Below are 20,171 nucleotides of genomic sequence, written 5' to 3'. Positions count from 1 at the left end.
CGCGATGGACTTTGTCGTCACCACACTGCTCAACGCGTTGACGCTGATCAGCATCCTGATGCTGGTCGGGCTCGGGCTGGCGATCAGCTTCGGCCTGATGAACGTGACCAATCTGGCGCATGGCGAGTTCGTCACTGTCGGTGCCTTCGCGGTCTATTTCGTCCAGAGCATCGGCGGCTCCTTCTGGCTGGGGCTGCTTGCTGCCCCGATAGCCGGCGCGGTGGTCGGCTGGATCCTGGAATTCGCCATCATCCGCCACCTTTACTCGCGGCCGGTCTCGACCGTGCTCGCCACCTGGGGTGTCAGCCTGATCCTGCAGCAAGGGCTGGAGCTGACATTCGGGCTTGGCGCCAAGCCGGTGACGCCGCCGATCGAGGGTACGTTGGACCTGTTCTTCACTGTCTATCCGGCCTACCGGCTGATCCTGATCGGCATCGCCATGCTGACTTTGCTCGGCGTGGTCCTGCTGATCAGCCGCACATCCTTCGGGCTCGACATCCGCACCGTCATCCAGAACCGGGAAATGGCCGAGGGCGTTGGCATCAACACGCGCCGCACCTACGCCATCGCCTTCACCTTCGGCGCGGCAATCGCGGGCCTGGCCGGCGGGTTGGTCGCGCCGCTGGCGATCGTACTGCCGCAGATGGGGGTGAACTATCTCGCCAACGCCTTCTTCGTCGTCATCGTCGGCGGTGTCGGCTCGATCGGCGGCCTCGTCGCCGGCAGCGTCTTCGTCGGCGGGCTGACCAGCATCCTCAACTACCAGATCTCGCCATCGCTGGCGCAGGCGATCGTGCTGCTCGCGGCCATCGTTGCCGTGCGGCTGCGGCCAAACGGCCTGTTCAACGGAGCGTCGCGATGATCGCCCGGGACCGCAACTGGCTGCTGGTCTTTGCCGTCTGCGCCGCACTCGCCGTCATCTATCCCTTCTTTGCCGACGGCTACCAGCTGACAGTGATCCGCGATGCGCTGATCTTCGGCCTGTTCGCCGCCAGCCTCGACTTCTTCTGGGGCCGCACTGGCATTCTGTGCTTCGGCCACGCCGCCTTCTTCGGCATCGGCGGCTACATCATGGCGCTCATCACGCTCAACGACGCCATTCCCCTCGGCAGCCTGCTCGGCATCCTGGGCGCGGTGGCCGGGGCTGCCTTCGTCGCCGCCATCATCGGCTACTTCCTGTTCTTCGGCGGCATCCGCGGCAGCTATTTCACCATCGTCACCCTCGCCATGGGTGTCATCTGTCAGCAGGCCGCGGTCTCCTGGAGTTCGGTCACCGGCGGCGACAGCGGCCTGATCGGCATACCGCCGATCGCGTTCGATGTCGGCGGCCTGCATGTCGACCTCAGCCAGGACCTGCCGAGCTATATCTTCGTCGCGGCCATCGTCGCTGTGGCCGTGCTGGTGCTGTGGTCGATCAGCCGTGGCCGCTGGGGCACCGTGCTGACCGCAATCCAGGACAATGAGGTCCGGGCGGCAGCACTTGGTCACAATGCGCCCTTGCGGCTGCTTGTCACTTTCGTCCTGTCCGCGGCGATCGCCGGTCTTGCCGGCGCGCTCTATGTCTGCATGGCGGGGCTTGTGGCGCCAGATCTCTCCGGCCTGCTGCTGTCGACCGAAGTCATCGTCTGGGTGGCGGTCGGCGGGCGCGGCACGCTGCTTGGTCCGGTGCTCGGCGCCATTGCCATCCAGCGCGCACAGCAGACCATCAGCAGCCTCAATCCGAGCCTGTGGCCGCTGCTGCTCGGCTGCGTCTTCGTCATCATCGTCTTTGTGCTACCGGACGGCATCCTGTCGATCTACGCGCGGCTGAAGACCCTGTCCAAAGGCCGGAGGCACGCGCGATGAGCGACGTCCTGCTCCAGGCCGAAAATGTCGGCATCCGCTTTGGCGGCCTGCAGGCGCTGGAAGGGTTGAACCTGACGGTGCGCGACAAGGAGCTATGCTGCATCATCGGGCCAAACGGTGCCGGCAAGAGCACATTCCTCAACCTGCTGACCGGCACGCTTCGCCCGACCAGCGGCAGCGTCCGTTTCCTCGGCCACGACATTGCCGGTCTGCCGCTGCACCGCATCGCCCGGCTCGGCATCGCCCGCAAGTTCCAGATTCCGTCGGTTTTCCCCAGCCTCTCGGTTGAGGACAATCTCAAGGTCGCACGGTGGGGCGCCCCCTCGCCGGCTCGCCCGATCGGTGAATTGATGGAGCTGGTCGCGCTGACCAATGGTGCCGCCACGCTGGCCGGCGAACTCGCGCATGGCCAAAAGCAATGGTTGGAAATCGGCATGGCGCTGGCGATCGAGCCGCGGCTGCTGCTGCTCGACGAGCCGACGGCCGGCATGACGCCCCAGGAGACGCTTGCCACAGCCGAAATGCTGCTGCGCCTGAAGGGTGAGTTTTCCATCGTCGCCGTCGAGCACGACATCCGCTTCGTGCGGGCGCTGAACTGCGAGACGCTGGTGCTGCATCAGGGGCGCCGGCTGCGAAGCGGTCCCTTCCACGACATCGAGGCCGACGAGATGGTCCGCGACGTCTATCTGGGGAGGCGCTGACGATGCTGCGGACACTTGCCGTCTCCGCCGGCTACGGCCTGCTTCCGGTGCTGAACGGCATCGATATGAGCGTGGCACCGGGCGAAGTCGTCGGCCTGCTTGGCCGCAACGGCGCCGGCAAGACGACGCTGCTGCGCGTCATCGCCGGCGCCTTGAAGGCGAGCGGCGGCGCGGTGGTTCTCGGCGACCAGGATCTGACCAACGCGCCGGCCTTCCGCCGGGCGCGGGCGGGCATCGCGCATGTGCCGCAGGGGCGTGGCATCTTCAACCAGCTCACCGTGCGGCAGAACCTGGAGGTCGGCACCCGCGCCGCCAGGGACCGCGGCGACGGCGGCATTCCGGCCGACATTTTCGGCTACTTTCCGATCCTGCGCGAACGCGAGGCGCAAATCGCCGGCACGCTCTCGGGCGGTCAGCAGCAGATGCTGGCGATCGGGCGGGCGCTGTGCGGCCTGCCGTCGGTGCTGCTGCTCGACGAGCCCTCGGAAGGCATTCAGCCCAACATCGTGCAGTCGATCGCCGAGCTGGTGCCCCGCATCGCGCGCGAGCGCGGCATCGCCATCGTTCTGGTCGAACAAAATCTCGATCTCGTTCTCAAGGCCGCCGATCGCTGCCTGGTGATGGAGAAAGGCAGGATCGTGCACGAGGGCACGCCGGAAGCATTCGCCGACGAGACCCTGCTGAAGGACCTCTTGGCTTTGTAAGGCGTGCATGGGGCGCGCCTGGACTGGAAGGGAACACAACAATGATAAGCAGAAGAACTATTCTGAAATCCGGCGGCGCCGCGGCCGCCTTCGCCATGGTCGGCGCACCGTCGATCCTGCGCGCCGCCGATACGGTCAAGGTCGGGCTGTCGATCCCGATCACCGGGTTGCAAGCGATCCTCGGCGAGACGCTGCTCAATTGCTACAAGCTCGCCGCCGCCGAACTCAACGCCGCCAACGGTATTGGCGGCCGCCAGGTCGAGCTGTTCATCGAGGACAACCAGACCACGACCAAGGGCTCGATCGACAAGGCGCGCAAGCTCCTCAACGAGGACAAGGTCGACGTGATCATGGGAACGATCATTTCGCCCGAGCGCAGCGCCACGCTGTCAGTGACCGCGAAGGCCAAGAAGCTGTTCTTCTACCCGACGAATTTCGAGGGCGGCGAGTGCAACCGCTACTTCGTCGCCACCGGCCCGATCCCGATGCAGCAGGTCGATCCGATGATGCCATGGGTGGCCGACAACCTCGGCAAGACGATTTACATCATGGCCTCCGACTATGCCTGGCCGCAGAAGATGACCGAGGCGATCACCTTGGCTTACGAAAAGGCCGGCGGCAAGATCATCGGCGCCGACTACTATCCGTTCGGTACCACCGATTTCGGCCCGGCGTTCCAGAAGATCAAGTCGCTGAAGCCCGATGTCGTCTGGTCGATGGTGGTCGGCAACGACGCCGTCACCCAGCTCAAGCAGTACCGCAGCTTCGACATCAAGCAGCCGCTGATCGCGCCGCTCGACGAGGTCTTCAACAAGGACGCGCTGCCGCCCGGTGTCGCCGCCGGCACCTACGCGCCGCAGCCCTACTGGATGGCGCTCGACAATCCGGTCAACAAGAAGTTCATCGCGAGCTTCCGCGAAAAGTTCGGCCAGGAGAAGATGGTCAACGGCATCGGCGAAGCCGGCTACAACGGCCTGCATCTCTACGCTCTGGCCGCCGAGAGAGCGGGCTCGCTGAAGGACGACGATGTGCTGAAGGCGCTGCCGACGATCGAGTTCGACGCACCGCAAGGCAAGATCCGCGTCGATGCCTCGAACAACCACACGCTTTGCCATTCCTATGTCGGCAAGGCGGCGGCGGACGGCATCGGCTACGAGATCGCCAAGGATTTCGGCACCATCGCGCCGGTGACGCCTTACTGCAAGCTGTAGGCCTCAACCGATCCTGACGGCGGTGTTGCCGCTGCCGTCAGGTCGCCTTTGGCGCTGGCAGGCGCTCGCGCAATTCATTGACAAGCACCCTGGTGTTTTCGGAGTAGTCGATAGGCACGACGACGAGGTGCACCCCGCCGCCGGTGAAGGCCTGTTCCAGCGTCGGTTGCAGGTCGGCGATCGCGCCGACCCTGGTCCCCTTGGCGCCATAGGCCTCGGCGTATTTGACGAAGTCGGGATTGCCGAAGGTCATGCCGAAATCCGGGAACTCGTCGACCGCCTGCTTCCAGCGGATCATGCCATAAGCATGGTCTTCCAGCAGCAGGACGACGAGGTTGAGCTTGAGCCTGACGGCGGTCTCCAATTCCTGGCTGTTCATCATGAAGCCGCCGTCGCCGCAAATGGCCATGACACGGCGCTGGGGATAGAGCAAAGCCGCCATCATCGCCGACGGCAGGCCAGCGCCCATGGTGGCGAGCGCATTGTCGAGCAGCAGCGTGTTTGCCATGCGCGTGCGGTAGTTGCGCGCGAACCAGATCTTGTACATGCCGTTATCGAGCGCGAGGATCCCCTCGGCCGGCATCACGGCGCGCACGTCGTGCACGATGCGCTGTGGCGTGAAGCGGTCTTCGGTGGCGCGCGCGGCGATGCGGCTCAGAATGCCTTCGCGCAGCGGCAGCAGAGCTTGCGCGTTGTGGATCTTGCCTTCGACGCGGTCCGCCAGCAGCGCCAGCGACGGACCGAGGTCGCCGACGATCTCGGCCTGCGGAAAATAGACCTGCTCGACGTCGGCTGAGTGGTAGCCGACATGGATGACCTTCGGTCCGTTGGCGCCCATGATGAAGGGCGGTTTCTCGACCGTGTCGTGGCCGATGGTGATGATCAGATCGGCCTGCTCGATGGCTTCGTGCACATAGTCGCGTTCCGAGAGTGCCGCCGTTCCCATGTAGAGTTCGGTGCCGCCGGGCACGGTGCCCTTGCCCATCTGAGTGGTGAAGTAGGGGATCTGCGTGCGCAGCACGAATTGGGCGATGTCAGGGGTGACGCGCGGGCGCGACGCCGCCGCGCCGAACATCAGCAGCGGACGCTTGGCCTCGATGATCATGCGGGCGGCGCGATCGAGCGCGTCCGCGCTGGCTATGGGGAGGTCGACCGGGTGTGTCGGCACCAGCGCGACCGGCTCGCACTGCGCCGCCGCGATGTCTTCCGGCAGCTCCAGATGCACGGGGCCGGGGCGCTCCTCCTGCGCGACGCGGAAAGCTTCGCGCACCAGCGAAGGGATCATCCTGGGCGAGACGATCTGGCGCGACAGCTTGGTCAGCGGCTTCATCGCCGCGACGATGTCGACGATCTGGAAGCGCGCCTGCCGCGACGACAGGATGCCCTTCTGGCCGGTGAGCATGATCATCGGCATGGCGCCGAGCAGCGCATAGGCCGCACCGGTCGTCAGGTTGAGCGCGCCGGGGCCAAGCGTGGTGATGCACACACCCGGCTTGCCGGTGAGCCTGCCATAGGTGGCGGCCATGAAAGCGGCCGCCTGCTCGTGGCGGGTCAGGATGAGCTGGATCGACGAGCCGCGGATGGACTCGACGATGTCGAGATTCTCTTCGCCCGGAATGCCGAAAATCCGATCGACCCCTTCATTCTCGAGGGCAGCCACGAACAGATCCGAACCCTTGGTCATCAACCGTCTCTCCTGCGATGCGCGCATTCCGCCAGCCATCTTCATATGGCACCGGAACGCGACGCCTCAAAGAGGGCTAGTCGTCTGCTGGCGATCACGCCATCATTTTCGGCAAGCCGGCCGCCAATGCGTCGACGGCCAGCCGGACCTTGAGCGGCAGATGCGGCGTCTGCAGCCAGAGCGCATGACAGTCGTAGGGATAGCGCGGCTGGTCCGGCAATAGTGCCACCAGCGCGTCGGCCTGGATTCGTTCGCGAACCAGCCAATGAGGCAGCCACGCGAGGCCCATGCCGCCGACGGCGGCATCGGCGATGGCATCGAGATCGTCGAGCCGCAGCCGGCCGTTTGGCATGAGTTCGAGCGCGGCTTGTCCCTCGCGCGGAAACAGCCAGGGCTGAGCGATCATACCGAGCCGGCGGTAGACAATCGCCTGATGACCGGCGAGGTCCTCGATCCGCCGTGGTTCGCCATGAATTTCCAGATAGGAAGGCGCGGCACAGACGACCATGTCCTGGCGTGCAACGCGGCGCGCAATCACGCCGGCCTTGTCGTCCAGTTCACCGGTCCGAATGGCGAGGTCGTAGCCATCCTCGGCGAGATCGGCGAAGCGGTCGCTCAGCGACAGGTCGAGCTCCAGCATCGGATACCGCCGCGCCAATTGCAGCAATAGAGGGGTCACGCAGTGGCGGCCGAAATGCGCCGGCATGGTGACGCGCAATTTTCCCCGCGGTTCCGAGAGCTGATCAGCAGCAAGCGCGTCGGCGGCTTCGGCCTCGGCCAGCACCAGCCGGCACCGCTCATAATAGGCGCGGCCGAAATCGGTCAGGCTCTGGCGGCGCGTGGTCCGGTTGATAAGACGCACGCCAAGCCTGTCCTCAAGAAACCGGACATGCTTGCCGACCATCGGTCCGGATAGATCGAGCACGGTGGCCGCCGCCGCGAACGAACCGAGATCAACGGCCCTGACGAACACGGCCATGCTTTCAAGCCTATCCATTTTCGAAACTCCTGGTTTCTACTGCACAATATAAACAGCCATTTATCGCCAAAGGGCTTCGCCTCATAGCTCATTCGGTTCAGATATTTTGGAGTGAGCAAAATGACCCGTATCGTCCGCTTCCACCAGCATGGTGGTCCCGAGGTCCTGCGCATCGAGGAGGTCGATCTTCCCCCGCCGGGCCAGGATGAGGTTCAAATCCGCGTCAAGGCACTCGGCCTCAACCGCGCCGAGGCGCTGCTGCGCGCGGGCAGCTATATCGAGACACCCGTGCTGCCCTCCGGGCTTGGGCTGGAAGCGGCAGGCGTCATCGAGACAATTGGCGAAGGCGTGACCGGGCTGAGCCCCGGCGATGCCGTCAGTGTCATCCCGCCGCAATCGATGGTTCGCTGGCCGGCTTATGGCGAGCTTGTCACCTTTCCCGCCGGGCTCATCGTCAAACACCCGCCGTCCCTCGACTGGGGGACGGCGGCGGCGATCTGGATGCCGTACCTCACCGCCTATGGTGCGTTGATCGAGATCGCCAAGCTGGGTGGACAAGACTTCGTCGTCATCACCGCCGCCTCCAGCAGCGTCGGGCTCGCCGCGATCCAGATCGCCAACAGGGTTGGTGCGACAGCGATCGCGGTGACGCGGACGTCAGCGAAGAGGCAAGCACTTCTCGACGCCGGCGCAGCGTATGTGGTGGTGCTCGAGGAAGAGGAACTGGCGGAAAGACTGGGCCAGATCGCCGGGCCGCAAGGCGTACGCGTCGTGTTCGATCCGATCGCCGGGCCGATCTTCGAGCCGTTGACCGCGTCCATGTCGTCGGGCGGCATTTTGATCGAATACGGTGGCCTCAGCCGCGAGCCGACGCCGTTCCCGTTGCCTGCGGTGCTAGGAAAGACACTGACGTTGCACGGTTATCTCGTCCACGAGATCACCGGAAATCCGGAGAAGTTGGAGGGTGCCAAGGCGTTCATCCTCCAAGGGCTTGAGGACGGCACGCTGAGGCCGATCATCGACAGAACGTTTCCCTTCGACCAGATCGTCGAGGCGCATTGCTATCTCGAATCGAACGAGCAGTTCGGCAAGATCGTCATGACGGTTTGAGCAGCAATCATTCTCACCGGCAATATTACCCCTTGAAGGCGCCGCCCCGCATTCCTAAATCCCGAATGCGGGCCGGGCCCCTCTGACTGTCGCTTTTCGGCGACCGTGATGTCGGACCGCTATAACGGGCCCCTTTCCATTCTTTTCGGTCGAGCGGGCTCATTCCTTCATTGGTTCGGAGCCCCTGATGACATCATCTCTGCTTGGTATGGTTTGCCCCTCCTGCCGCGTCGCGCTCGTAATGAGCGAACGCCAGGGGATCGAGATCGACTATTGTCCGCAGTGCCGCGGCGTCTGGCTCGATCGTGGCGAACTCGACAAGATCATCGAGCGCTCCGGCAGGGATGCGCCGCCCGCGCCGCAACCACAGCCGGCAGCATTCTCCCAGCCGCACCATGGCCGGGACCGCGATGACGACTATTCCCGCTCGCATGGCCAACGCTATCCGAAGCGGAAGAAGTCGTTCTTCGAAGAGTTGTTCGACTGATCGCATGACGCCCGCCACCCGGCCGACGTTTTGCTGAAATTTCCGAAACCACATCGATAAAGGTCACCCCGATGACTTCCCGCACAAGCCGATTTGCCGCCCTCTTCGCTGGACTGTTCCTCGCCTTCTCCATGGTCGCGATCGATCATGCCGAGGCGCGGCGCGGCAGCAGCTTCGGCAGTCGCGGCACGCGCACCTTCCAGTCGGCACCGCCGACCAGGACTGCGCCGGCGCCGACCGCGCCGGTCGAGCGTTCGATGACACCCAACACCGGGGTCAACAATGCTGCCCGGCAGCCGCAGGCCGGCCCGCAGAGGCCTGGCTTCATGAGCGGCTTCGGCGGAACGATGATGCGCGGCCTGCTGCTCGGCGGCCTGATCGGACTGCTCGTGGGCCAGGGCTTCGGCGGCCTCGCCGGCATGTTCGGATTCCTGCTCCAGGCCCTGCTCATCGGTGGCGCCATCATGCTGGCCATCCGGTTCTTCCGGTCGCAATCTGCGCGTGGTCCCGCGCCCGCGCTCGCCGGCATGGGCAATGCCCAGGCTTCGCGGTTCGAGAACCGCGCAACGGCACAGAAGGAGACCGGAACCGGGGGTTCCTTCACGATTCCCGGCTTTGGCGGCGGTTCGGGCGGGGGCCATGAGGCCACCGGATCCGAGGAGATCACGCTGGCCCAGACGGACCTCGACGCCTTCCAGCAGTTGTTGACCGAGGTCCAGGAAGCATTCGGCCGCGAAGACCATGCCGCATTGCGCCGGTCGGTGACGCCCGAGATGGTGTCCTATCTGTCGGAAGAACTGGCCGACAATGCCCAGAAAGGTCTCAGAAACGAAGTGTCCGATGTCACCCTGCTGCAGGCCGACATCGCGGAAAGCTGGCGCGAGGATGACCGCGACTACGCCACGGCCGCATTGCGCTACGAGTCTCGCGACGTGACGCGCGAACGGGCGAGCGGCAAGGTCGTCGACGGTGACGAGGATCATCCGACAGAGGCGACAGAGTTGTGGACGTTCACGCGCCAGAATGGCTCGACCTGGAAGCTCTCGGCAATACAAGAGGCTTGAGTCCGGCGAGCCTGCTGGCGATCAACCCACGATCTTGACGCACATCGGCGTGCCGATCTCGATGGCGCGTCCGGTTTCGGTCAGCATGCCGGTGCTGGCATCGCGGGCAAAGATCGAGATGCGGTCGGCGTTCTGGTTGGCCGAGAACAGATGACCGCCCGACGGTGTCAGCGCAAGGTTGCGCGGCGTGGCACCCCCGCAAGGAACATAGCCGACAAGGCGCAAGCCGCCGGTCTCCTGATCGACCGCCATGATGACGATGCTGTCGTGGCCGCGGTTGCCGCCATAGACAAAACGGCCATCCGGCGAGATCTGGATATCGGCGCAGTGGTTGGTCTCACGCGCCTCGTCCGGCACCGCCGGCTTGATGTCGATGATCGACAACCTGCCGGTCGCATTGTCGAGTGCCATCGAGACAATCGTCGAATCCAACTCGTTCATGACAAAGACGAAGCGGCCGTTCGGGTGCAGGGCGATGTGACGCGGACCGGCACCCGCTGGCAGTGCGGATTCGGCGAGCTTCACCAGACCCCCGTCCTGACCGATCCGGTAGGAGACCAGCCGGTCGATGCCGAGGTCGGCGACGATTGCCGTTCCACCGGCAATGGTTTCGTTGACGCTGTGCGCATGCGACCGCTCCTGCCGCGCCGCATTCGTTCCGGTGCCCTTGTGCGACACGCTGGCCAGCGGCGCGGACAGCGCACCGTCCTTGTCAAAAGCATAGATCGCCACCGCCCGATCCGGGCCACCCTGCCCGGCGCCATAGTTGGCAACCAGGAGTTTCGTCCCGTCACGGGTAATGCTGTTGTGGGCGGTGATGCTGCCAAGGGCGGGCTGCTTGTTCAGATAGCTCAGCCTGTTCGAGGCCCGATCGAAGCTGTAGGCGGAGACAGTTCCCTCCCGCCAGGTAGACACTTCCGAGTTGGCATAGAGGCGCGAACCATCGGGGGTGACGGACAGGAAGCTCGGGTTGTCGATGTCGTTGGTCTCAGCCAGCTTTTGAACAGCCAGCGTCCTTTCATCAAAACTGTAAACACCAAGACCAACACCGCGGGCGCCCTGAAAATACGGCGCCTCGCGGTTCAGACTGCCGACAAACACCAGACAGGCATTCCAGACACCGCGCATGATTTCCTCCAGCCTGCCCGCGCTGCCGCGCGCCAAAACCGGTCAAAATTTCGCCTGTCCTCGCTTGCAACGCAACCCCATATGTGAAAATAGTATTTACAAAAGAAGATTGACGGGAGGAGACGTCGTGCAGTCAGGCGCCTTGATGCGTGCTCGAATGATAGACCGGGCGTTCTCGCGAGATCGGTGGATTGCGCCATGAACGATTTCGCGCCAACCGTCGGCGTTGCCTCGACGCACCCTGCGAACATGCCTGCCGATCATGCCGCCCTGCCGGTGTGGAACGCCGAGAACTGGTTCTACGAGGACTGGCCGGTCGGCCAGAAAATCCGCTCGTTGCGCCGCACCATGGCCGAGGGCGACAGCCACCTCTTCAACACACTGGTCCTCGACATCCACCCCTATGTGCAGGACCAGATGTTTGCCGAGAGCGAGGGCATTTTCGGCAAACGGCTGATTGCCGGCGCGTTCGTCTTCTCGGCGGGCCTCGGGCTGGTCGCCACCAACTGTGTCAACGCCTTCTCCTATGGCTACGACAAGCTGCGCTTCATAAAGCCCGTCTTCATTGGTGACACGATTTATTCGATCCGCTCCAACCTCGGCAAAAAGCCCCGCTACAAGGAGATGGGGCTGATCCGCGCCAGCTACGAGGTCTTCAAGGGTGAAGGCGAACTCGTTTTGTATTGCGAGCATTTGCAGACGGTGAAATACCGCAACCCTGCCGATTTCGTCGGCAAGACGGAGAAATGAAGATGCCGGCAGCAGCCGAATTGCCGCTTGCCGGCCTCGTCGTCGTCGACATGAGCCAGTTCCTGTCCGGGCCGTACTGCTCGCTCAGGCTGCTCGATCTCGGCGCCCGCGTCATCAAGATCGAACGTCCTGACGGGGGCGACCTGTCGCGCCGGCTCTATCTCAGCGACACCGAGATCGGCGGCGATTCCACCATCTTCCATGCCATCAACCGGGCCAAGGAAAGCCTGGCCATCGATTTGAAGAACGAGGCGGACCTCAAGGCATTGCGCGGGCTGCTGGCCAAGGCCGATGTGCTGATTCAGAATTTCCGGCCGGGTGTCATCGAACGGCTCGGCCTCGACTACGAGGCCGTCCGCCAGATCAATCCGCGCCTGGTCTATGCCTCGATCAGCGGCTATGGCGAGGAAGGTCCCTGGGTCAAGCGGCCCGGCCAGGACCTGCTGGCGCAGTCGCGCTCCGGCGTGATGTGGCTGAACGGCGACGAGGACCAGGGGCCGGTGCCGTTCGGCCTCGCCATCGGCGACATGCTGGCGGGCGCGGCCTGCGCGCAAGGCATATTGGCCGCGTTGGTTCGGCGCGGCATCACCGGCCAGGGAAGCCATATCGAAACCAGCTTGTTGGAAGCGCTGGTCGACTTCCAGTTCGAGGTGCTGACCACGCATCTCAATGACGGCCGCCGCCTGCCCAGACGCTCAAGTTTCCGCAGCGCGCATGCCTATCTGTCGGCGCCTTACGGCGTCTATCCGGCCAAGGATGGCTACCTCGCCATCGCCATGACGCCGATCCCCAAGCTGGCCGACCTTTTGTCGCTCGGAGAACTGGCCCCCTATCGCGACAGACCGGCATCGTGGTTCACCGCGCGCGACGACATCAAGGCAATCATCGCGCGGAGAATTGCCACCAAGACCATCGACGAATGGCTTGATATCCTCGAACCAGCCGACATCTGGTGCGCCAAGGTGCTGACCTGGCCCGAGATGCTGGCAAGCGAAGGCTTCCAGTCGCTCGACATGCTGCAGACGGTGACGCGCGAGGATGATGTTTCCATCCTCACCACCAGTTCGCCGCTCAGGGTCGATGGGATCAGAGCCAAGGTCGACCGCGCGGCGCCGCGCATCGGCGAACACAGTGCGAAAATCCGCGCGGAGTTCGATCTGTGAGCGTGCATAAACTCAAGGGCATGACCTGGAGCCACCCGCGCGGCTACGATCCGATGGTCGCGTGTTCATCCCGGTGGGAGCAGAAAACCGGCGTTGCCGTCGAATGGGACAAGCGCTCGCTGCAGGATTTCGAATCTTTCCCGGTCGAGGAATTGGCGCGGGCCTATGATTTGATCGTCATCGACCATCCGCATGTCGGCCAGATCACGGCGGAGCGCTGCCTTGAACCGCTCGATGTCGCCGGCCGCGAGGCCGAGCGCGCGGCGCTCGCCTCCGGCAGCGTCGGCCAGTCCTATCCGAGCTACAGCTGGCAAGGCCGGCAATGGGCGTTTCCGATCGACGCGGCGGCGCAGGTGCAGGCCTGGCGGCCGGATGCGCTCGATGCGCCGGCAGCGACGTGGGGCGAGGTGTTCGATCTCGCCCGCCAGGGCCGTGTGCTGCTGCCGCTGCGGCCACCGCATTGCCTGATGACCTTCTACACGCTGGCCGGCAACCTCGGACGTCCTTGCGGGACCGACCCGTCCCACGATCTCATCGCTATCGAGACAGGCAGCGAAGTCTTCGAGAGGATGCGCGAGATCGCGGCGCTGCTCGACCCGGCCTGTTTCGACATGGACCCGATCGCCGTTTCGGAGCGCATGGCGGAGGCCGGCTCCCGCATTGTCTGCGCACCGCTGATCTACGGCTATGTCTCTTATGCGGCGTCGGGTTTTCGCGCGAACAGGCTGGCCTTTGCCGACATCCCGGTCATTGGTTCCGATGGTCCGATCGGCTCGGCACTCGGCGGCACGGGCATAGCCGTTTCAGATTTCTCTGAGGCTAAAGAGGCGGCGATCGATTTCGCCTATTGGGTCGCCAGCTGCGATGTCCAGCGCGGCATCTATGCCGCCGCCGGCGGCCAGCCGGGCCACGCGGCTGCCTGGGAGGACCAGGCTGTCAATGAAGCGACCGGCAGCTTCTATCGGGACACGCGCGCAACGCTGGAGGGCGCCTGGGTGCGGCCGCGCCATGACGGCTACATGGCGTTCCAGCAGGCGGCGTCCGACCGCATCAATTCCGGGCTGACCTCCGGCCATCCGGCCGGCCAGGTCGTCGCCGATCTCATCAGCCTGTTCCGGGCCAGTACCCAGGCGCCCACCTGAGGGACCTGAACTGCATCGTTACTTCAACCGCCATAGCCTGCGGGCATTGCCCGACAGCAGCCCGTCGCGCTCCGAAATGCCGCAGCCCGAAAGCAGCGCATGGGTCGCCGCCACCCAGGTCGACAGACCCCCGCCAAGCGTGCAGACCGGCCAGTCGCTGCCCCAGACGACACGGTCCCAGCCAAACGCACCGATCGTGTGTTCGACATAAGGCCGCAGCGTCTCAACGGTCCAACTGCCGGGATCGGCATAGGCGACCACGCCTGAAACCTTGGCCATGACGTTCGGACGCCGCGCGATCTCGCTCATATGTTCGCGCCAGGGATGCTCGGCGTTGCCCTTGATGTCGGGGACGCCGCAATGATCGAGCACGAACTGGACATCGGGAGCCAGATCGGCGAGCGCGATCGCCCTGGGGATCTGGTGCGGCAGCACGACGAGGTCGAAGGTCAGGCCGGTGCCGCCAAGCCGCTTGATGTTGTCGCGGAACAATGCCCCTTCCGAAAGCTCATCCGGCACGACGTGAAGGACGCGGCGGAAACCCTTGACGAAGGGGTTCGCACGCTGGCGTTCGAGATAGGCAGGAAAGTCACCCTCTTCCGGTCGGCAGGATGCGATCACCCCGGCCAACATGCTGCCGGACTGCCGCGACAGGCCTTCGACACGGGCGGTTTCCGCCTCTATGTCGGCCGGATCGACATCGACCTCCATATGCAGCACGCGCCCGACACCGACACGCTGGGCCTCCACCGCATATTCCTCATAGGAGAAATCGCGGTTCAGCGCCGGCACGCCGGCAAGCCAGGGATAGCGCAGGGCCGAGCGATCGATGAGATGCAGATGGGTGTCGATGATCATGGCGAGGCTCCTCCGATAGCTTTTTTCAGATCATCTCACGGAGGAATTCTTCATTCAAATAAGAATTCACGCCGCTGAGCCGACAGCCGACCCGGCCAGATGCGACAGCTTTTCGCAGGTTGCCAGCAACAGCTCGATGGTCCGTGTGATATCGGGCGCGGACGGCGCATTGACCACCGTGATGTAGGGGATGGATAGCGCCGCGATGGCCTTGCCGTCGGAACCGCGCACCGGGGCCGAGAGGTTGAAGACGCCTGCCGTCTGCATGGAAGCCATCATCTCGTAGCCGCGGTCGCGGATCTGGTCGAGACGGGCGAAGAACTCGGCCGGCTGCGCCGTCTTGTCAGTGCTGCGGACGTGCTCGGAAATCATCATCTGGCGCTCTTCCGGCGAACGGAAGGCGAGCAGGACGTGGCCCGAACCGGTGTCGAACAGGCTGATGTGGGAACCGACGCGGATCGAGATGCCCCAGTAATTCGGCGCTTCCTGCTGGCCGATCACCACGGCGGAACCGCGATCAAAAACAACGAGTTGGTTGGCCTGCTGCGAGGTCTCGGCAAGCTCGCGCATCAGCGGCGTCGCATAGGAAACCAACCGCCGCACCGGCGCGTGCAACTGGGCCAGGCCAAACAGCTTCAGTGTCAGCGAATAGCGGTCGCCATCGAGCCGCGTGACGTAGCCGCGCCGCACCAGCCGGTCCAGCATGCGGTAGAATTCATTGGGGCTGCGGTCGAGCTTCTTGGCGATTTCGGCCTGGGTCAGGCCTCCGTCGACGCCGGCCAGCAGTTCGAGGATGTCGAGCCCCTTGTCGAGCGCCGGCGCGCGGTAGCGCTCGTCTTCGCTGTCGTCCATGGCTCATCCCTCCAGTGAATTCAGCTCTTCATATACGCAGGAACGCAGCCGGCGGAAACAAATTTCGCCTTGACGTACGTATGAATGTTTTGTTTGTATATGAATGTAGCATCTTTTGTCACGTGACGAGTTGCGGGCGCCACCGAGGCGCACCCAGGGAGGATATCGATGAACAGACTGCTTTCCGGCGTGTGCGCCGGCGCATTGGTGCTTGCGTCAGGCGCAGGCGCAGCCCTTGCCGGCGACCTGCCCGGCAAGTTCGAGGGCGTGACCGTCGACGTGAAGCTGATCGGCGGCCAGCAATATGAAAAGCTCTACGAGCGCATACCCGAATGGGAGAAGGCGACGGGCGCCAAGGTCAACATCCTGACCAAGAAGAACGGCTTCGACATCGACAAGGAATTGAAGTCCGACATCGCCTCGGGCAGCACCAATTGGTGCGTCGGCTGGAACCACTCCTCGTTCGCGCCGCAATATACGGGCCTCTACACCGACCTCAGCAAACTGCTGCCGAAGTCGGAGATCGACGCCTTCGTACCCTCGACCATCAAGGCGGCAACCATCGACGGCAAGCTGGAGATGCTGCCGCGCGCGCAGTTCGACGTTTCGGCCCTCTACTACCAGAAGAGCCTGTACGAGAACGCCGACAACAAGACCAAGTTCAAGGCGAAATACGGCTATGACCTGGTGCCGCCGGACACCTGGAAGGAAGTCACCGACCAGGCCGAGTTCTTCGCCAATCCGCCCAATTTCTACGGCACGCAATTCGCCGGCAAGGAAGAGGCGATCAACGGCCGCTTCTACGAGATGGTTGTCGCCGAGGGCGGCGAATATCTCGACAAGGACGGCAAGCCCGTCTTCAATTCCGAGGCTGGCATCCGGGCACTCGACTGGTTCGTCAACCTCTACAAGGCCAAGGCCGTTCCGGCCGGCACCACCAACTATCTCTGGGACGATCTCGGCCAGGGCTTTGCCTCCGGCACCGTCGCCATCAATTTGGACTGGCCGGGCTGGGCAGGCTTCTTCAACGATCCGAAGTCGTCGAAGGTCGCCGGCAATGTCGGCGTCAAGGTCGCGCCGAAAGGCTCCGCCGGAGTACGCACCGGCTGGTCGGGCTTCCATGGATTCTCGGTGACCGAGAACTGCCCGAACAAGGAGGCTGCCGCATCGCTGGTGTGGTGGCTGACCAACGAGGACAGCCAGAAGTTCGAGGCCGCCGCCGGCCCGCTGCCGACCCGCAGCGCGGTCTGGGACTGGGACCTGCAGCAGGCGGCCAACGATCCCTACAAGAAGGAGGTTCTGTCGGCTTTCCAGGAAGAAGCCAAGCACGCCTTTGCCGTGCCGCAGACGCCCGAGTGGATCGAGATTTCGAACGCCGTCTATCCCGAGCTGCAGGCCGCGATCCTCGGCGACAAGACCTCCAAGCAGGCACTGGATGAAGCCGCCGCCAAGGCGACGCAGATCCTGCAGGACGCCGGCAAACTCTAACCAATGCTCCAAAGGCCGCCTCTCCCATCGTGAATGGGGGAGGCGATCGCGTCTTGCCGGTACTGTTCACCGGATCGGGCCTCGGCCCAACATTGCATGCCAGACACCAAAGGACCCCGATGAAGGGCTTCAAGCCATCCGCGCCATTCCTGCTGCTGCTTCCGGCTATCATCGTGCTGGCGGCGGTCGTCGTGGTGCCGTTGCTGCTCTCGCTCTATTCCAGCTTCACGCCGTTCCGGCTGACCAAGCCCGAGACGTTTTTCGTCTTCGTCGGTTTCCGCAACTATCTTTTGATCCTAGGCAACACCGATTTCTGGTGGGCGTTCGGGCGCACGGTTCTGCTGCTGACGATCGCGCTCAATCTCGAAATGCTGCTTGGCCTCGGCCTGGCGATGCTGGTCGAGAAGGCGACGCGCGGGCAGCGCATCCTGCGCACTCTGATGATGTTTCCGATGATGTTCTCGCCGATCCTCGTCGGCTTCCAGTTCAAGTTCATGTTCAACGACAATATCGGCCTGGTGAACAACGCCCTGCAGTCGCTTGGCATCACCAGGGATGCCATCCCCTGGCTGATCGAAGGCCATCTCGCCTTCATCGCCATCTCGATTGCCGAGATCTGGTCCTCGACGGCGATCTTCGCCATCCTGATCCTCGCCGGGCTGCTCGCCATGCCCAAGGAGCCGATCGAGGCGGCGCGCGTCGATGGCTGCACCCCGTGGCAGACATTCCGCTATGTGACGTGGCCTTTCGTCATGCCCTTCGCCTACATCGCCATGACCATCCGCTCGCTCGACGTCGCGCGCGCCTATGACATCGTCAAGATCATGACCGACGGCGGGCCAGCGGGCCGCACTGAACTGCTCTGGACGCTGGTGGCCCGCACCGCCTACAGCGATGGACGCATGGGCATGGCCAACGCCATGGCCTATTTCTCGATCCTGCTGTCGATCGCCTTCACCGTCTATTTCTTCAACAAGCTCGCCGCGGCGCGCACGCAGATCGGCGCTGAGTGGTGAAGGGCGGAGTGGTGAAAATGGACGAGAATTCTTCCGCCCGCCTGAAGCGCCGGCTCTTTGGTATCGTCTATCGCGTCGGCCTGTTCCTGGCGATGCTGACCATCTGCCTGCCCGGCCTCTGGATCGTGCTGTCGTCGCTGCGGCCGACGGTCGAGATCATGGCCAAGCCGCCGGTGTGGATCCCGCAGGATATCTCGTTCGACGCCTATGTCGCGATGTTCTCAGGCATCGGCAAGGGCGGCATCCCGGTCATCGAATATTTCCGCAACTCGCTGATCATCTCCGTGACCTCGACGGTGATCGCGGTCGCCATCGGCATGGCCGGCGGCTATGCCTTCGCGCGTTACCGCTTCCGCGGCAAATCCGGCGTTTTCCTCGGACTGATGCTGACGCGCACGGTGCCGGGCATCGCGCTGTCGCTGCCGCTGTTCTTCCTCTATGTGCGGCTCGGCATCATCGACACGCATTTCGGCCTGATCCTCGCCTATGTCGCGCTCAACGTGCCTTTCACCATCTGGCTGATCGACGGCTTCTTCCGCCAGGTGCCGAAGGACCTTGCGGAAGCGGCGCAAATCGACGGCTGCACGCGCTGGCAGGCCTTCTGGCAAGTCGAGTTTCCGCTTGCCGGCCCGGGCATTGCGTCGGCGGCAATCTTTGCCTTCCTGACCTGCTGGAACGAGTTCGCACTGGCCTCGCAACTGACCCGCTCGGTCAGCGCCAAGACGCTGCCGGTCGGCCTGCTCGACTACACGGCCGAGTTCACCATCGACTGGCGTGGCATGTGCGCGCTCGCCGTGGTGATGATCATTCCGGCGCTCACCCTCACTTACATTGTCCAGAAACACCTTGTCGGCGGCCTGACCTCCGGCGCGGTGAAAGGCTGACCCCATGGCAACGGTTTCCCTCAAAAAACTGACCAAGCGCTACGGCAATATCGGGATCGTGCATGGCATCGATCTCGATATTACCGACCGCGAATTCATCGCGCTGGTCGGCCCGTCCGGCTGCGGCAAGTCGACGACGCTGCGCATGATCGCCGGGCTGGAAGAGATCAGCGCCGGCTCGATCGAGATCGGCGGGCGCGTCGTCAACGATTTGCCGCCGCGCTCGCGCAACATCTCCATGGTGTTCCAGTCCTACGCGCTCTACCCGCATATGACGGTGCGCGAGAATCTAGGCTTTTCGCTCAAGATCGCCGGGGCAGCCAAGGAAGACATGGACCGCCGCGTTGCCGAGGCTTCGGCCATCCTCGGCCTCGACACACTCCTAGACCGCCGCCCGTCGCAACTCTCCGGTGGCCAGCGCCAGCGCGTCGCCATGGGTCGCGCCATCGTGCGCGATCCCGATGTCTTCCTGTTCGACGAGCCGCTCTCCAACCTCGACGCCAAACTGCGCACGCAGATGCGCACCGAGATCAAGAAGCTGCACGCCAAGGTGCAATCGACGGTGATCTACGTCACCCACGACCAGGTCGAGGCGATGACGCTTGCCGACCGCATCGTCATCATGCGCGACGGCCACATCGAACAGGTCGGCACGCCCGACGAAGTATTCCGGCGGCCGGCGACACGCTTCGTCGCCGGCTTCATCGGCTCGCCGCCGATGAACCTGCACGAGGCGACGGTCGACAATGGCCGACTGGTTTTCGCCAGCGGCGAAAAGCTGCCTTTGCCCGCCCGGTTCAAGGCCAACGTCGCCACCGGCGACAAGGTCGTGTTCGGGCTGCGGCCCGACGACATCTATCCGACCGGCCATGGCATCAGCTCCGGTGGTGCCGCCGACGTGCATCAGATCGAACTGCCGATCACCGTCACCGAACCGCTCGGCAACGAGACGCTGGTGTTCGTCGAGTTCAACGGCAGCGACTGGGTCTCGCGCATGTTGAACCCGCGACCGCTGAAGCCGGGCGAACAAGTGGCGATGAGCCTCGACCTGTCACAGGCGCATCTGTTTGCCGCCGACACCGGCAAGACTTTGCGGACATGACGG

20 protein-coding genes are annotated in these 20,171 nt (G+C 63.9%); 15 read left to right on the top strand and 5 right to left on the bottom strand.

Annotation, left to right across the window (positions count from 1 at the left end):
- Positions 1–4: 4 nt before the first annotated feature.
- The 5 genes from urtB to EN824_RS16790 are packed head-to-tail and all read left to right on the top strand — an operon-like array spanning position 5 to position 4,461.
- On the top strand, positions 5–862 hold the full coding sequence (gene urtB / locus EN824_RS16810) for an urea ABC transporter permease subunit UrtB (protein WP_127277729.1): 858 nt from the start codon (positions 5–7) through the stop codon (positions 860–862).
- A complete protein-coding gene (locus EN824_RS16805; RefSeq protein WP_127277730.1) occupies positions 859–1,845 on the top strand; it encodes a branched-chain amino acid ABC transporter permease in 987 nt (328 codons plus the stop codon). The genes urtB and EN824_RS16805 overlap by 4 nt, the downstream gene beginning before the upstream one ends.
- Entirely contained in the window at positions 1,842–2,546 is a 705-nt protein-coding gene (locus EN824_RS16800) for an ATP-binding cassette domain-containing protein (RefSeq protein ID WP_127277731.1), read from the top strand. Before EN824_RS16805 ends, EN824_RS16800 begins: the two co-directional genes overlap by 4 nt.
- 2 nt (positions 2,547–2,548) lie before the next feature.
- Positions 2,549–3,250 (top strand): ABC transporter ATP-binding protein, encoded by a 702-nt coding sequence (locus EN824_RS16795; RefSeq protein ID WP_135921358.1) that lies wholly within the window; start codon positions 2,549–2,551, stop codon positions 3,248–3,250.
- A gap of 41 nt (positions 3,251–3,291) precedes the next feature.
- Entirely contained in the window at positions 3,292–4,461 is a 1,170-nt protein-coding gene (locus tag EN824_RS16790) for a substrate-binding protein (protein WP_127281227.1), read from the top strand.
- Between the two features lie 37 nt (positions 4,462–4,498).
- Here EN824_RS16790 and EN824_RS16785 read toward each other — a convergent pair whose 3' ends face one another.
- Together EN824_RS16785 and EN824_RS16780 are read right to left on the bottom strand one after the other, a co-directional pair.
- Positions 4,499–6,145 (bottom strand): acetolactate synthase large subunit, encoded by a 1,647-nt coding sequence (locus EN824_RS16785; RefSeq protein ID WP_135932541.1) that lies wholly within the window; start codon positions 6,143–6,145, stop codon positions 4,499–4,501.
- 94 nt (positions 6,146–6,239) lie between these two features.
- Positions 6,240–7,142 carry a LysR family transcriptional regulator gene (locus tag EN824_RS16780; RefSeq protein WP_127278604.1) on the bottom strand — a complete coding sequence of 301 codons (903 nt, stop codon included), beginning with the start codon at positions 7,140–7,142 and terminating at the stop codon, positions 6,240–6,242.
- Positions 7,143–7,244: 102 nt separating this feature from the next.
- Between EN824_RS16780 and EN824_RS16775 the strand changes: the two genes are divergently transcribed.
- The 3 genes from EN824_RS16775 (at position 7,245) to EN824_RS16765 (ending at position 9,785) form a co-directional block, all read left to right on the top strand.
- A complete protein-coding gene (locus EN824_RS16775) occupies positions 7,245–8,234 on the top strand; it encodes a zinc-dependent alcohol dehydrogenase family protein (RefSeq protein ID WP_127278603.1) in 990 nt (329 codons plus the stop codon).
- A 187-nt stretch (positions 8,235–8,421) separates the two neighbouring features.
- Positions 8,422–8,721, top strand: coding sequence for a zf-TFIIB domain-containing protein (locus EN824_RS16770; protein WP_167531354.1), 300 nt, complete (start codon positions 8,422–8,424; stop codon positions 8,719–8,721).
- Between the two features lie 71 nt (positions 8,722–8,792).
- Positions 8,793–9,785 carry a Tim44 domain-containing protein gene (locus EN824_RS16765; protein WP_135932540.1) on the top strand — a complete coding sequence of 331 codons (993 nt, stop codon included), beginning with the start codon at positions 8,793–8,795 and terminating at the stop codon, positions 9,783–9,785.
- 21 nt (positions 9,786–9,806) lie between these two features.
- Here the strand turns inward: EN824_RS16765 and EN824_RS16760 are convergent, their stop codons facing one another.
- A complete protein-coding gene (locus EN824_RS16760; protein WP_135865049.1) occupies positions 9,807–10,913 on the bottom strand; it encodes a lactonase family protein in 1,107 nt (368 codons plus the stop codon).
- A 198-nt stretch (positions 10,914–11,111) separates the two neighbouring features.
- Here EN824_RS16760 and EN824_RS16755 point away from each other — a divergent pair, with 198 nt between their 5' ends.
- Genes EN824_RS16755 through EN824_RS16745 form a run of 3 tightly spaced genes read left to right on the top strand, consistent with a single transcriptional unit; the run spans position 11,112 to position 13,968 of the window.
- Positions 11,112–11,663 carry a MaoC family dehydratase gene (locus tag EN824_RS16755; RefSeq protein ID WP_135932539.1) on the top strand — a complete coding sequence of 184 codons (552 nt, stop codon included), beginning with the start codon at positions 11,112–11,114 and terminating at the stop codon, positions 11,661–11,663.
- Positions 11,664–11,665: 2 nt separating this feature from the next.
- On the top strand, positions 11,666–12,826 hold the full coding sequence (locus EN824_RS16750; protein WP_127278598.1) for a CaiB/BaiF CoA-transferase family protein: 1,161 nt from the start codon (positions 11,666–11,668) through the stop codon (positions 12,824–12,826).
- Positions 12,823–13,968, top strand: a complete 1,146-nt coding sequence (locus tag EN824_RS16745; protein WP_127278597.1) for an extracellular solute-binding protein — start codon at positions 12,823–12,825, stop codon at positions 13,966–13,968. Before EN824_RS16750 ends, EN824_RS16745 begins: the two co-directional genes overlap by 4 nt.
- Positions 13,969–13,986: 18 nt before the next feature.
- Here the strand turns inward: EN824_RS16745 and EN824_RS16740 are convergent, their stop codons facing one another.
- Positions 13,987–14,826, bottom strand: a complete 840-nt coding sequence (locus EN824_RS16740) for an amidohydrolase (protein ID WP_135865047.1) — start codon at positions 14,824–14,826, stop codon at positions 13,987–13,989.
- Between the two features lie 66 nt (positions 14,827–14,892).
- Complete coding sequence (locus EN824_RS16735; protein ID WP_127870527.1) at positions 14,893–15,678, bottom strand: IclR family transcriptional regulator; 786 nt, start codon at positions 15,676–15,678, stop codon at positions 14,893–14,895.
- Positions 15,679–15,846: 168 nt separating this feature from the next.
- On the opposite strand from EN824_RS16735, the gene EN824_RS16730 reads away from it, so the two are divergent.
- The 4 genes from EN824_RS16730 (at position 15,847) to ugpC (ending at position 20,168) form a co-directional block, all read left to right on the top strand.
- Positions 15,847–17,166 (top strand): sugar ABC transporter substrate-binding protein, encoded by a 1,320-nt coding sequence (locus EN824_RS16730; protein WP_127870526.1) that lies wholly within the window; start codon positions 15,847–15,849, stop codon positions 17,164–17,166.
- A 119-nt stretch (positions 17,167–17,285) separates the two neighbouring features.
- On the top strand, positions 17,286–18,182 hold the full coding sequence (locus EN824_RS16725; protein WP_127279177.1) for a sugar ABC transporter permease: 897 nt from the start codon (positions 17,286–17,288) through the stop codon (positions 18,180–18,182).
- 17 nt (positions 18,183–18,199) lie between these two features.
- On the top strand, positions 18,200–19,066 hold the full coding sequence (locus EN824_RS16720; protein ID WP_127279176.1) for a carbohydrate ABC transporter permease: 867 nt from the start codon (positions 18,200–18,202) through the stop codon (positions 19,064–19,066).
- A 4-nt stretch (positions 19,067–19,070) separates the two neighbouring features.
- Positions 19,071–20,168, top strand: coding sequence for a sn-glycerol-3-phosphate ABC transporter ATP-binding protein UgpC (gene ugpC, locus EN824_RS16715; protein WP_135932538.1), 1,098 nt, complete (start codon positions 19,071–19,073; stop codon positions 20,166–20,168).
- Positions 20,169–20,171: the final 3 nt, after the last annotated feature.

The organism is Mesorhizobium sp. M8A.F.Ca.ET.181.01.1.1 (genome assembly GCF_004792025.1).
GTDB lineage: Bacteria > Pseudomonadota > Alphaproteobacteria > Rhizobiales > Rhizobiaceae > Mesorhizobium.
Note: the sequence above shows the minus strand (reverse complement) of the source record. Positions and strands in the feature narration are given on the sequence as shown.

Excerpts from the sequence above, each read along its gene's own strand:
- EN824_RS16740 (WP_135865047.1), bottom strand. The coding sequence starts at position 14,826 with ATGATCATCGACACCCATCTGCATCTCATCGATCGCTCGGCCCTGCGC.
- EN824_RS16775 (WP_127278603.1), top strand. The coding sequence starts at position 7,245 with ATGACCCGTATCGTCCGCTTCCACCAGCATGGTGGTCCCGAGGTCCTG.
- EN824_RS16725 (WP_127279177.1), top strand. The coding sequence starts at position 17,286 with ATGAAGGGCTTCAAGCCATCCGCGCCATTCCTGCTGCTGCTTCCGGCT.
- EN824_RS16735 (WP_127870527.1), bottom strand. The coding sequence starts at position 15,678 with ATGGACGACAGCGAAGACGAGCGCTACCGCGCGCCGGCGCTCGACAAG.
- EN824_RS16790 (WP_127281227.1), top strand. The coding sequence starts at position 3,292 with ATGATAAGCAGAAGAACTATTCTGAAATCCGGCGGCGCCGCGGCCGCC.
- EN824_RS16730 (WP_127870526.1), top strand. The coding sequence starts at position 15,847 with ATGAACAGACTGCTTTCCGGCGTGTGCGCCGGCGCATTGGTGCTTGCG.
- EN824_RS16805 (WP_127277730.1), top strand. The coding sequence starts at position 859 with ATGATCGCCCGGGACCGCAACTGGCTGCTGGTCTTTGCCGTCTGCGCC.
- EN824_RS16785 (WP_135932541.1), bottom strand. The coding sequence starts at position 6,145 with ATGACCAAGGGTTCGGATCTGTTCGTGGCTGCCCTCGAGAATGAAGGG.
- EN824_RS16795 (WP_135921358.1), top strand. The coding sequence starts at position 2,549 with ATGCTGCGGACACTTGCCGTCTCCGCCGGCTACGGCCTGCTTCCGGTG.
- EN824_RS16770 (WP_167531354.1), top strand. The coding sequence starts at position 8,422 with ATGACATCATCTCTGCTTGGTATGGTTTGCCCCTCCTGCCGCGTCGCG.
- EN824_RS16760 (WP_135865049.1), bottom strand. The coding sequence starts at position 10,913 with ATGCGCGGTGTCTGGAATGCCTGTCTGGTGTTTGTCGGCAGTCTGAAC.
- EN824_RS16750 (WP_127278598.1), top strand. The coding sequence starts at position 11,666 with ATGCCGGCAGCAGCCGAATTGCCGCTTGCCGGCCTCGTCGTCGTCGAC.
- EN824_RS16780 (WP_127278604.1), bottom strand. The coding sequence starts at position 7,142 with ATGGATAGGCTTGAAAGCATGGCCGTGTTCGTCAGGGCCGTTGATCTC.
- EN824_RS16720 (WP_127279176.1), top strand. The coding sequence starts at position 18,200 with ATGGACGAGAATTCTTCCGCCCGCCTGAAGCGCCGGCTCTTTGGTATC.
- EN824_RS16765 (WP_135932540.1), top strand. The coding sequence starts at position 8,793 with ATGACTTCCCGCACAAGCCGATTTGCCGCCCTCTTCGCTGGACTGTTC.
- EN824_RS16755 (WP_135932539.1), top strand. The coding sequence starts at position 11,112 with ATGAACGATTTCGCGCCAACCGTCGGCGTTGCCTCGACGCACCCTGCG.
- ugpC (WP_135932538.1), top strand. The coding sequence starts at position 19,071 with ATGGCAACGGTTTCCCTCAAAAAACTGACCAAGCGCTACGGCAATATC.
- urtB (WP_127277729.1), top strand. The coding sequence starts at position 5 with ATGGACTTTGTCGTCACCACACTGCTCAACGCGTTGACGCTGATCAGC.
- EN824_RS16800 (WP_127277731.1), top strand. The coding sequence starts at position 1,842 with ATGAGCGACGTCCTGCTCCAGGCCGAAAATGTCGGCATCCGCTTTGGC.